Annotated in this window: 7 protein-coding genes; 6 read left to right on the top strand and 1 reads right to left on the bottom strand. The window is 67.5% G+C overall.

Translation table 11 applies throughout. The features are described from left to right. From Q5H92_RS21705 to Q5H92_RS21695, 3 genes are all read left to right on the top strand, one after another. Positions 1-3770 (top strand): beta strand repeat-containing protein (locus Q5H92_RS21705; RefSeq protein ID WP_305013657.1); only part of this gene is annotated, 3770 nt, incomplete at its 5' end. A gap of 63 nt (positions 3771-3833) precedes the next feature. After that, positions 3834-4040 carry a PID-CTERM protein-sorting domain-containing protein gene (locus Q5H92_RS21700; RefSeq protein WP_305013656.1) on the top strand — a complete coding sequence of 69 codons (207 nt, stop codon included), beginning with the start codon at positions 3834-3836 and terminating at the stop codon, positions 4038-4040. Between the two features lie 296 nt (positions 4041-4336). Further along, positions 4337-4477: a T9SS type A sorting domain-containing protein gene (locus Q5H92_RS21695; RefSeq protein WP_305013655.1), complete on the top strand. Its 141-nt coding sequence runs from the start codon at positions 4337-4339 to the stop codon at positions 4475-4477. An 86-nt stretch (positions 4478-4563) separates the two neighbouring features. Here Q5H92_RS21695 and Q5H92_RS21690 read toward each other — a convergent pair whose 3' ends face one another. After that, a complete protein-coding gene (locus Q5H92_RS21690; RefSeq protein WP_305013654.1) occupies positions 4564-4722 on the bottom strand; it encodes a hypothetical protein in 159 nt (52 codons plus the stop codon). A 407-nt stretch (positions 4723-5129) separates the two neighbouring features. Between Q5H92_RS21690 and Q5H92_RS21685 the strand changes: the two genes are divergently transcribed. The 3 genes from Q5H92_RS21685 (at position 5130) to Q5H92_RS21675 (ending at position 12715) form a co-directional block, all read left to right on the top strand. Continuing rightward, the gene (locus Q5H92_RS21685; RefSeq protein ID WP_305013653.1) at positions 5130-10832 is read left to right on the top strand and encodes a DUF8693 domain-containing protein; all 5703 of its coding nucleotides are present in this window, start codon (positions 5130-5132) and stop codon (positions 10830-10832) included. A gap of 70 nt (positions 10833-10902) precedes the next feature. Continuing rightward, entirely contained in the window at positions 10903-11115 is a 213-nt protein-coding gene (locus Q5H92_RS21680; protein WP_305013652.1) for a PID-CTERM protein-sorting domain-containing protein, read from the top strand. A gap of 190 nt (positions 11116-11305) precedes the next feature. Next, positions 11306-12715, top strand: coding sequence for a T9SS type A sorting domain-containing protein (locus Q5H92_RS21675; protein ID WP_305013651.1), 1410 nt, complete (start codon positions 11306-11308; stop codon positions 12713-12715). Positions 12716-12823 lie beyond the last annotated feature (108 nt).

Below are 12823 nucleotides of genomic sequence, written 5' to 3'. Positions count from 1 at the left end.
CTATCAGCAACAGCAGTTTTAGTATCGCCACGGCCGACGTGAACGGCGACGGCAAGCCCGACCTGCTCACGCCTGGCTACGTGCGGCTTAACACCACGGCGGCGGGCGCGGCCACGCCCAGCTTTGCCGCCCAGGTCGCCTTCGGCGGCGGCGGCTCTGGCGTGACGGCGGCCGACGTGAACGGCGACGGCAAACCCGACCTGCTGGTGGCCAATAGCAATAATACCGCGAGCGTGGTACTCAACACTACAGCGACGGGCGCAGCCACGCCCAGCTTTGCCGCCCCGGCCAGTTTCACTATCAGCAACAGCAGTTTTAGTATCGCCACGGCCGACGTGAACGGCGACGGCAAGCCCGACCTGCTCACGCCTGGCAGTGTGCTGCTCAACACCACGGCAACGGGCGCGGCCGCACCCAGCTTTGCTGCCCTGGTCACTTTCGCCACCGGCAGCTTCCCCATAGGCGTGGCGGCGGCCGACGTGAATAGCGACGGCAAGCCTGACTTGCTCGTGGCCAATAACGGCAGCGACAACGTGAGTGTGGTGGTCAACACCACGGCGACGGGCGCGGCCACGGCCAGCTTTGCTGCCCCGGTCACCTTCGCTACCGGCCTCATGCCCTATAGCGTGGCCACAGCTGACGTGAACGGCGACGGCAAGCTCGACCTGCTCACGCCCAATTCCAACGGCAGCAGTGTGAGCGTGCTACTCAACACCACTGTCTTCGCCCCCACCCTCACCAGCCTGAACCCCACGAGTGGGTCGGTGGGCACGAGCATCACCCTGACGGGCACCAACCTGACGGGGGCCACCGCCGTGCGCTTCAACGGCACGGCCGCCACCACCTTCGCCGTGGTGAACGCCACCACCGTGACGGCCACCGTGCCCGCCGGCGCCACCTCTGGCAACGTGACGGTGACCACCGGCGGCGGCACCAGCAACGGACTGGCCTTTGCCGTCGCCAGCCTGGCCACCGTGGCCACGGCGGTGCCCGCCAACGTCACCACGACCAGTGCCACGCTGGGCGGCAGCGTGACCGCCGACGGCGGGGCGACCGTAACGGACCGGGGCGTGGTGTACAGCACCACCAACACGGCGCCTACCACCGCCGACACGAAGGCGCAGAACGGCACGGGCACGGGCACCTTCAGCCAAACCATCCTGGGCCTCACGCCGTCGGCCATGTACTATGTGCGGGCCTATGCCACCAACGGCGCCGGCACGAGCTACGGCACGGTGCAGCAGTTCCGGACCATAGCGGCGCCGACCGTGACCACGGCCACGCCGGCCGCCGTTGCTACGACCAGTGCCACGTTGGGCGGCACCATCGTGAGCACCAACGGGGACTTTGTTACCTCGCGGGGCGTGGTGTATAGCGCCACCAACCCCACCCCCAGCACCGGCGGCACCAACGTCCTCATCGTGACGGGGACTACCGGCACGGGCACGTTTAGCCAGAACGTGACGGGCTTGCAGCCCGGCACCCTGTATTACGTGCAGGCGTACGGCACCAACAGCCTGGGTACCCGCTATGGAGGGGTGGAAACCTTTACAACCGTGAGCGCGCTGCCCACCCTCACCAGCCTGAGCCCCACGAGTGGGTCGGTAGGCACGAGCGTCACCCTGACGGGCACCAACCTGACCGGGGCCACGGGCGTGCGCTTCAACGGCACGGCCGCCATCACCTTTGCCGTGGTGAACGCCACCACCGTGACGGCCACCGTGCCCGCCGGCGCTACCAGCGGCAATGTGACGGTGACCACGCCCGGCGGCACCAGCAACGGCGTGGCCTTTGCCGTAACGTTTCCTGACCTGGTGATTGACAACACCTTCCAGGCCATTGCGCCGGGCACCTACAACTCCATCACCGTGCGCAACGGCGGGGCTGGCGAACTCTCCGGCAACGTGGTGGTGAACAGTTTCGTGCTGGTACAGGGCGATGGCAGCAACTTCGACGATAATGGCTTCCTGCTGACCGGGGCCGGCACCTTCACGCTGGGAGCCGGCGCCGAACTCTACATCTCCAGCCCGGCCGGCATCAGCGCCAGCGGGGCTACGGGCGCGGTGCGGGTGACGGGTACGCGCACCTTCAGCACCGATGCGCGCTACATGTATTATGCCAGCGTGGCCAGCGTGACCGGCTCGGGCCTGCCCGCCCGCGTGCGCAGCATCGGCCTGTACAGCACAGCCGCCCTGACCCTGAGCCAGCCCCTGAGCGTGGCCCAGAAGCTTACTTTCTACGACAACGGCAACCTCATCACCAACGGCCAGATGCTGACGCTGCTCTCCTCGGCCGCCGGCACGGCCCTGGTGGCGAACGACGGCACCAGCACCGGCGTGGTGAGCGGCACCGTGACCGTGCAACGCTACATCGACCCCGCCCTCAACCCCGGCCGGGGCTACCGCCACTACAGCTCGCCCGTGGCCAACACCACCGTGGCCGACCTGACCACCAGCGGCTTCACACCCGGGCTGAACACCGCCTACAACACCTCGCCCACCCCGAGCCTAGTGACGCCCTTCCCCACCGTATACGCCTACGACCAGAGCCGCCTGGCCTCCACCGCAAACAACACCCCGGCCTTCGACAAGGGCTGGGTGGTGCCGGCCGCCGCCACCGCGCCGCTCGTGCCCGGCCGGGGCTACTCCGTCAACCTCGACGCGAGCCAGCTCGTTGACTTCGTGGGCACCCTCAACGGCGGCAACCTGACGGTGAACCTGACCCGCAACGCCGGTGCCACCGCCGCCGACGCCGGCTGGGCGCTGCTGGGCAACCCCTACCCCGCCCCGCTCGACCTGAGCGCCCTCGAAGGCAACCCCGACATCACGGACATTCCGGGCCTGGACCAATCCTTCTACGTGTTCCAGAGCACCGGCCCCTACGTGGGCCAGTACCGCAGCTACATCAACAACATCGGCAACCCGCTGGTGCCGGTGGCGCAGGGCTTCTTTGCCCGTGTGAGCGCAGGGCAGACCAACGGCAGCTTCCACTTCCGCAACGCCCAGCGCGTGACGGATTACGCCACGGCCCAGGGCGCCGCCTTCCAGCGCAGCACCCCCGACCCGCGCCCCCGCGTGCAGCTCGACCTGGCCGGCGCCGGCCTGGCCGATGTCTGGACCGCCTACGCCCAGACCGGCGCCAGCGCCGGCTTCGACCGGCACTTCGATGCTGTGAAGCTGCCCAACTCCTCGGGGCTGAATCTGAGCAGCGCCGGCGCCCCCGATGACCTGGCTATCGACGGCCGCCCGGCTTTCACGGCCGCCACTGTGCTGCCGCTGAGCGTGGGCGTGCCCGCCGCCGGCACCTACACCTTCACCGCCGCCGCCCTGGCCAACCTGCCCGCCGGCCTCGACGCCCTGCTCGCCGACGCCGCCACCGGCCAGATGGTGAACCTGCGCACCCAGCCCAGCTACGGTTTTGTGGTGACGGCCGCCCAGGCCCAGGCGTTGCTGACGGGCCGCTTCACGCTGCAGTTTGCCGCCAGCACGGCCCTGGCCACGGCCCCGGCCCTGACGGCCGCCCAAGTGAGCGTGTACCCCAACCCGGCCCACGACCGGTTCAGCGTGCTCGTGCCCGCCGTGGCCGGCGCTACGCAGGTGCAGGCCACCCTGCTCAACGCCCTGGGCCAGGTGGTCGGCACCAAGTCGGCGGCCGCCACGGCCACCGGCGCCCGCCTGGGCTTCGAGACGAGCGGACTGGCCCCCGGCGTCTATACCCTGCGCCTGCGGGTGGGCGGCGCCACGCTGGCCAAGCGCGTGGTCATTCAATAACTTCCTTCCACCGGCCGGGCCGGCGCTTTGCTCAGCGGCCGGCCCGGCCTTTTTTTCCTTGCCATGAAATCCCTGTTCCTCACGGCCGCCTGCGCGCTGGCCCTCTTCTCGGCCCGGGCCCAGCCCGCTTCCGGCGGCCCCGCCCCCGGCAACCCCGCCGCCCCCGACCCCACCGCCACCCCCCTCGACGGCGGCGCTTCCCTGCTCCTCGCCTCCGGCATCGCCCTTGGACTTAAAAAACTCCGCAACCGCCGAAAGCTGGCTCGATAGCCATGCCCATTGCCTCAATAATGAGACCCCTGCCAGCTATTGGCAGGGGTCTTTTGGCGTTTGTAGCGTGGCCCTGGGCGATGTGACCGGCGACCGGCGACCGGACATTGTGACGACCACCACCACCGGCGGCGGCAGTGGCACAGCGGGCATTTCCTGAATACGGGCACCTTCACCACCCTGGCCGCCGCCCGCTCCACGGCCGCGCCCGCCGACATCACTCTGGCCCCCAACCCCGCCCACAACGCCTTTGACGCTGCCGGCCGGCACCGCCGCCAGTCAGGCCGAGTTGCTGAATGCGCTGGGCCAGGTGGTGCGCCGCCCCGCCACTGGCGCAGCCCGCTTCCGGGTCGAAACCGCCGGGCTGGCCGGGCATCTACACGGTGCGCCTGAGCACGGGCGCGGGCACCCTCACCAAGCGGGTGGTGGTGCAATAGCCGCGGCCCGCCAATTGAGCGCAGCAAAAGCCCCTGCCCGACATCCGGCAAGGGCTTTTGCTTGCACGTAAGGCGGCACCGGGCGGCTAGGCGGGGGGCTTCACCGTGGCTTTGGCCGCCGCCGGGGCTTGCAGCAGGCCCACGCGGAAGTAGGCGGTGGTGCGGGCCTCGTCGCGCGAGAACTGAGCCGCTACGAGCTTCACAGCATCGCTCAGGCGCAGGGTTAGGTCCTGGCGGTGGTGCAAGCCCGAACGCCCCGTAACGACACCATTATTTATCGATATACCCACCACCCCCATGTAGACAGTCAGCCACTTAGCTACCATAGGGCCGCCGGGCCGGCTACCCGGGGTAGATGCCTTTCGCCGAAACAGAAGAATACCCTACCCTTGCTAGGGTGCGTTTCGCCGATGCAGAAGGATGCCCTAACAACGGTAGGGTGTCCTTTGCCGGTGCGGAAAGGCACCCTGCTGTACCTGGCACACCAACCAGCCTGACAGCCAGGGCACCTGCGCCCAACCGGCAAACGGCCTCGCCCGGCGTAATGAAGAATAAACATGGTTATGTTATGGAATATGCGGAGTTTGCGGCAGACTTTTACTGTGCTGCGCGGGTGCGCGGCATCGGTCTAACTACATCTTTTTTATTCCGCATGATAAACTTCTCCTCTCTGAAGGGCCTGCCCGCGCGGCTGGCCCGCCCCCTGGTGGCGCTAGCGCTGCTGGCCACGGCCGGCGCGGCCCAGGCCCAGACGCCCGCCACGTTTGCCGCCGCGGTAACTTACCCCACGTTGGGCAGCATTAGCCTGCGGGTGGTGGCGGGCGACCTGAACGGCGACGGCCGCCCGGACGCCGTGACGGCCAACATAATTTCTAACAACGTCAGCGTTTTCCTGAATAGCGGCAACGGTATTTTTGGGACGGCCGCGCTCTACACCGTGGCCCCCAACGGCGTGCAGGTGCAGGGGCTGACCCTGGGCGACGTGAACGCCGACGGGCGGCTCGACATCGTGACGGCCAACAACGGCAACAACACCGTGAGTGTGCTGCTGGGGCAGGCCGGGGGCACATTTGGCGCCTATACGAGCTATACCACCGGCAACAACACCGAGCCGCGCAATGCTGCCCTGGCCGACGTGAATAACGACGGCCGGCTGGACATCGTGACGGGCAACTCGGCATCAAACAGCGTGTCGGTGCTGCTGGGGCAAGCCGGCGGGGGCTTTGCGGCCCCGGTGCTCTACGCCACGAGCGGCCAGAACTTCGATGTGGCCGTGGGCGATGTGACGGGCGATGGGATACTCGACATCGTGGCGCCCAGCTATGCCACGAATTCCGTGAATGTGGTGCCCGGCGTGGCCGGCGGCACGTTCGGAACCTTCACCAGCTACTCCACCGGCAGCAATAGCTCATCGGTGGCCGTGCGGCTGGGCGATGTAAACCTGGATGGCCGCCTAGACGTTGTGGTGGGCAATCAAAATACGTCGGTATCGGTGTTGCTGGGGCAGGCCGGCGGCACGCTGGCCGCCAGTGCTAACTATCCCACTACGGGCATTGCCAGCGTGTATGCGGTGAGCATCGGCGACCTGAACGGTGACGGCCGCCCCGACCTGGTGGCGGGTAATTTTCAAGGCAGCCTGATTGGCGTATTGCTGGGGCAGGCCAGCGGCTTCGGGCCGATAACCACGTTTGCAGGCAACAATGGCCCGCAGGGCGTGACCGTGTCCGATGTGAACTCCGACGGCAAACTTGACATCCTCACGGCCAACCGCAACAACAACACGCTCGGCGTGTTGTTGAACACCACGGCATTTGCCGCCCCCACCCTCACCAGCCTTAACCCTACCAGCGGGCCGGTGGGCACCAGCGTCACCCTCACGGGCACCAACCTGGGCAGCACCACGGGCGTGAGCTTTAACGGCACCAACGCCCCCGGCTTCGTGGTGAACAGCCCCACCAGCGTTACGGTGAATGTGCCCACCGGCGCCACCTCTGGCAACGTGACCGTGACCACGCCTGGCGGCACCAGCAACGGGCTGGCCTTTGCGGTAAGCGTGGTGCCCACCGTGAGCACGGACACGCCCGGCAGCATCACGGCCACCGGCGCCGTGCTGGGCGGCAGCGTGACGGCCGACGGCAACGCCATCGTGACTGAGCGCGGCGTGGTGTACAGCAGCACCAATAATAACCCCACCATCGGCGCGGCCGGGGTGACCCAGGATATCAACGGCACGGGCACGGGCAACTTTTCGAAAACTATCTCGGGCCTGGCGGCCAACACCACGTATTACGTGCGGGCCTACGCCACCAACAACGCGGGCACCAGCTACGGCAGCCCGCTCAGCTTCACGACCCCGGCCGCGCCGACCAGCGTTGTCTCCATCAACCGGGCGGGCAGCAACCCCACCAACGCCGCCAGCGTGAGCTACACCGTAACCTTTGCCGCCTCCGTGACGGGGCTCTCGGCGAGCAATTTCGGCCTGGTGGCCACCGGCAGCGTGGCCGGGGCCAGCATTACGGGCGTGACCGGCTCGGGCACCACCTACACTGTGGCCGTGAGCACCGGCACCGGCGACGGCACGCTGGGCCTGAACCTGACCACCGCCGCCGGCCTGACCCCCGGCCTCTCGAACGCGTTGCCCTTCGTGGGGCAGGTGTACACAATTGACAAAACGGCGCCGACGGTGACCATCACCAGCCCGGTGGCACCTGACGGCGGCTACACCACGACCTCGCCGCTGACCTACGTCCTCACGTTTTCGGAGGATGTGTCGTCCCCAACGGTCAGCGTTACGAATTTCGGCGGCGGCAGCTTGACCCGCACCAGTGCCAACACCTTCGCGGTCAGCGTTACGCCTGGCGGCCCCGGCTCAGTCCGGCTGACTGTGAACCCCAACACGTCCACCGATGCGGCCGGCAACGCCAGCCCGGCGGCGTCCTACACCATCTTCTACAACGTGCCCACCACGGCCCCGGTGCTGACGAGCCCAGCCAACAACAGCACCCTGGCCAGCGGCCTGCCCACCTACGCGGGTACGGCCCCGGCCGGCAGCACCGTCACAGTGTATGTGAATGGCACCAGCATTGGCACCACCACGGCCAGCGGCACCACCGGTACCGGCAACTTCAGCCTGGCGCAGCCCACGGCCCTGCCGGCCGGCACGTACGCGGTGTATGCCACCGCCCTGGCCACCGGCCAGACGGTGAGCGCCAACAGCAACACGAACACCTTTACCGTGGCCTTCGCCCCCACCCTCACCCGCCTCAGCCCCACCAGCGGGCCGGCCGGCACGAGCGTGACGCTCACGGGCACCAACCTGACCGGCGCCACGGGGGTTAGCTTCAACGGCACGGCCGCCACGGTCTTCAGCACCGGCACCGGCACCACCCTCACGGCCACCGTGCCCGCCGGCGCCACCAGCGGCCTGGTGACGGTGACCACCCCCGGCGGCACCAGCAACGGGCTGGCCTTCGTGGTGGGCACCCCCGCCAACAATGCCCTGGCTCTGGACGGCAACGACGATTACGTCAACCTGCCCACGTCGACGGCTTACGACCTGACCGCCAGCTTCACCATTGAGACGTGGCTGAAGCCGGTCGGCAGCGGCAACGCCACCCAGAACGTGCTCTGTAAGTCTTCTATCTCGCAGAACACTGGTTACATTTTCCCCCGCACCGACGACACTTGGAACTCGCTGCGCATCTGGCTGCACCGCGCGGGCGGCTGGTCGCAGTACACGGTGCCCTACGCTGCCTACGTGGGCACCTGGCACCACGTGGCCGCCACCTACGACGGCACCACCGTGCGCATGTACATCGACGGCGCCGCGGTGACGCCAGTGGCCACCGGCAACGTGGTGACTGGCCCCGTGGCCACGAACACCAACCCCCTGACCATCGGCTCTCAGCCGGGCTACGGCGAGTATTACCGCGGCACCCTCGACGAGACGCGGGTGTACAACACGGTGCTGACGCAGGCCCAGGTGCAGGCCGACATGTTCAGCACGGCCGCGGCGGTGCCGAGCAATTTGGTAGCGTATTTCAACTTTGACCAGGGCATTGCCGGCGGCAACAACGCGGGCCTCACCGCTCTGCCCGACCTAAGCGGCACCGGCAACACCGGCACCCTCACCAACTTCGCCCTGACGGGCACCACCAGCAACTGGGTGCGTAGCTTCCCCACCATCACGGGCATCACGCCCACCAGCGGCGTGGTCGGCACCAGCGTGAGCATCACGGGCACCAACCTGCTTGACGCTACGGGCTTCGCTTTCAACGGCACGAGTACGACGGGCTTCACTACGCCCACCTCCGACCTGGCGGCTACCATCACCGTTCCCACGGGCGCGACGACCGGCCCGGTGAGCGTGTCCTCGGCCACCCTCACACGCTACAACGGACCGGTGTTCACTGTCAGTACCACGGCGGTGACCTGGACCGGCGCCGTGAGTACCGACTGGTTCACGGCCAGCAACTGGACGTCCAACCAGGTGCCCGACGCTACTATCGATGCCACCATCCCGACCTCGCCCAGCGGCAACCGCTTCCCAATCATCGTGGCCAACGCCTCGCCGGCCAACGCCCGCAACCTGAGCATCGCCGCCGGGGCCTCGCTGACGATGAGCGCCAACACGCTCATCCTCGCGGCCAACCTGGCCAATAACGGCACGTTCAACGGCTTCTCGGGCAGCAACGGCGGCACGCTCGCGCTGGGCGGCAGCGCCCCGGCCCTGCTCAACGGCGGCGGCGTGAACCGTTTCTGGAACCTGACCGTGGGGGCCAACGGCGCGCAGTTGAACAACCCGAACGTCACCTCGGTGCGGCGCGTGCTCACGCTCAACGGCACCTTCGCCGCCAACGGCAACCCCTTCACCCTGATTTCGGATGCGGCGGGTACGGCGATGGTGGTGAATAACGGCAGTGCCGTGGTGAGCGGCAACGTGACGGTGCAGCGCTACATCGACCCCAGCCTGAACCCCAACCGGGGCTACCGCCACGTGTCGGCCGCCATCAGCAACGCCACGGTGGGCAGCCTGGCCACCAGCGGCTTCACGCCGGTGGTGAACCCGGCCTACAACACCTCGCCCACGCCGCTGCTGACCGTGCCTTTCCCCACCGTGTACGGCTACGACCAAAGCCGTTTGGCCACCACGAACAACAACGTGAACGCCTTCGACAAGGGCTGGTACTCGCCCAACGCGACCAGCGACCCGCTGGCTGTGGGCCAGGGCTACACCGTGCTCATCGGCGGCGGCCAGACCTGGAACTTCACCGGCCCGCTCAACAACGGCAACGTGACGCAGAATCTGGCCCGCAACGCCGGCGCCACGGCCCCCGACGCGGGCTACGCCCTGGTGGGTAACCCCTACCCCTCGCCCCTGGACTGGTCGCAGGTGAGCCCGGCCGACCGTCCCAACGTGGGCGGCACGGTGTACGTGTACAAGAGCACCGACCCGGCCAACCCCTACACCGGCGTCTACGGCTTCTACAGCGCGGACGCGGGCATCGGCACCACCAGCCCGGTGCTGGCCCAGGGCCAGGGCTTCTTCGTGCGGGTGGCCGACGGGCAGACGGCCGGGGCGGTGACCTTCCGCAACAGCCAGCGCCCGACCAGCTATACCAGCCCGACCTACCAGCGCACCACCGAAACCCGGCCTCTGGTGGAGATGAATCTGCACGGCACGGGCAGCACCCTCACCGACGCGGCTTTCGTGTACTTCGAGCAAGGCGCCACCGATAGCTTCGACGCTCAATACGACGCCGAGAAGCTGGCCAACCCCAGCGGGCTGAACCTGAGCACGAGCTTGTCGGCCACCCAGCGCCTGTCCATCGACGGCCGCGCCCCGCTGGGCACCGCCCAGCGCGTGGTGCCGCTGGCCGTGGGCGTGCCCGCCGTGGGCAGCTACACCCTGACGGCCGCCCAACTGCTGAACCTGGGCAACACGCCCGTGTACCTGCGCGACCTGCAAAGCGGCGCTGTGGTAGACCTGCGCGCCCAGTCCAGCTACTCGTTCACGGTGAGCAACGCTTCGGCGCTCATCACCGGCCGTTTCGAGCTGGTGTTCTCGCCCCAGGCCCCGCTGGCCACGGCCCCGGCCGCACTGGCGGCGCAGGTAGGCCTCTACCCCAACCCGGCTACGGCCGCGGCCTTTGTGGAACTGCCCGCTGCCCTGGGCCGCACGGCTGTATCGGCCACGCTGGTTGATGCGCTGGGCCGTTCGGTGCGCACGCAGCTGCTGCCCGCCCAGGGCGCCGCGGCGCACCGCCTGGACCTGGCCGAGCTGGCCGCCGGTGTGTACACGCTGCACCTGAAAACCAGTGCCGGCATCATTGTCAAGAAGCTGGTCGTGGAATAAACCCGCTGTCGCATCAAAGCCGCCCGGCCTAGCCGGGCGGTTTTTCTCTCATCTTCTATTCTTCCTCGTTATGTTCAAACGTCTCTTCCTCGCCGCCGCCCTTCTGCTCGTGGCCGGCGCCGTGGCCCAGGCCCAGCCCGGCTCGGGTGGCCCCGGCCCCGGCACTCCCACCGCCCCCGACCCCACTGCCACCCCCCTCGACGGCGGCGCTTCCCTGCTCCTCGCCTCCGGCGTGGCCCTGGGCCTGAAAAAGCTCCGCCAGCGCCGAAAACTGGCCCGGTAGCAGTTGCCCGCACCGGCTGAGAAGCCCCCGTTGCCCCTGTGGCAGCGGGGGCTTTTTGGTGGAGTGCATTGTTGCAGCAGCCGATGGCATCTGGCAATACGGCGCAGCACATTGGCCGCCAAAACCTGGGCAGCACCCGTATCTTGGGGCGGCCCGGCTACTACTGGCGTGAGCGCGCCTTCTGCTGGTTATGCAACACGTTTCTACTTCTATTCCTTTCCTGAAATCTGCCCGGCGTGGCGCGTTGCTGCTGGCCTTGGGCGTGGCCGGGCCGGCCGCGTGGGGGCAGAGCTTTGGGCCGGCGAGCGTTTATTCGACCGAAAGCACCCCCGGCGAAAGGAGTGCCCCCGTAGGGGTGACAGTGGGTGACGTGAATGGCGACGGGCGGCCGGACATTGTCACGGCCAGCTATTCGAGTGCCCGGGTCACGTTGCTGTATGGCCAGGCCAATGGCTTTGCGCCAGCCGCTTCCTATGCCAGCGACGGGTTCTACACCCCGATACTGAGCGACTTCAACGGCGACGGCCGGCTCGACTTTGTTTCGAGCTTTTTTGGGGCAGCAGTACCCGTGCTCTACGGGCAGGCCGGTGGCGGGTTCCCAGTGATTAGCCGTTACCCGGCAGGTGGGGTGGGTGCGGGGCTGGGGGTAGCAGTGGGCGATATGAACAGGGATGGCCGCCCTGACATTGTCATGTTTGACGGTCTTGGAGTAAAAGTTCTTTTGGGCCTGGCCACCGGAGGGTTTGCGCCGGTTGTAATTTACAATTCCAGTGCTGTAAGTCAAGCCGGGGTCGTCCGGGACGTGAATGGAGACGGTTGGCTGGACGCGGTTAGCGCAAAAAGTGGCCAGATAGCCGTGCTATATGGCCAGGCGAGCGGGCTTGCACCCGCTGTTACCTACTCCAATGGCACAGGAACATCCGGCACCTTTATTATAGGTGACGTCAATGGCGATGGCCGGCAAGATATTGTGACCACCGACTTCTCCAGCACAACAACGGGGGCCTACACGGTACTGTTGGGGCAACCGGGGGGATTTGCCTCGTTTTCCGCTTATTCCCTGGGCACTTTCAGTGGCCTGATTAGGGCACTGGGCGATGTAACGGGCGACGGCTTACCCGACCTGATTCTGACAAACGGGCCGCTGGTCGGCGTGCTAACGGGGCAGGTAGGTGGTTTTAGCACCACCATCAGCACCTACCCCATTGGCGGGGGTGGGCGCAATGCGCAGGATGTTGCGTTGAGCGACCTGAACGGAGACGGCCGGCTGGACATTGTAACTGCGAATTGGCTTTCGTATGACGTCTCCGTCCTGCTCAATACCGGCACCTGTATGCCCTTGGCAGCCACTCGCGCCACGGCCGCGCCCGACGTCGCCCTAGCCCCCAACCCCGCCCACGACGCCTTCAGCGTGACACTGCCGGCCGGCACCGCCGCCACGCGGGCCGAACTGCTGAATGCGCTGGGCCAGGTGGTGCGCCGCCCGGCCGTGGACGGCCCGCGTTTCACCGTGGAGACGGCCGGGCTGGCGCCGGGCGTGTACTCACTGCGGCTGCGAACCGGCGAAGCAGTGCTGGCCCGGCGCGTGATAGTGGAGTAGAGGCCCGTCGTGTTGTTGAACGGGAGAAGTCCTGACGACAGTCAGGCGGTTCGGGCGCCCGCATCACAGCCACGCGGCTGCACAAGATGCCTCACCGCGGTGAGCGCA

This window comes from Hymenobacter mellowenesis (assembly GCF_030581005.1).
In the GTDB taxonomy this organism is placed as follows: Bacteria; Bacteroidota; Bacteroidia; order Cytophagales; family Hymenobacteraceae; genus Hymenobacter; species Hymenobacter mellowenesis.
This window is presented reverse-complemented; position numbering and strand designations above follow the sequence as displayed.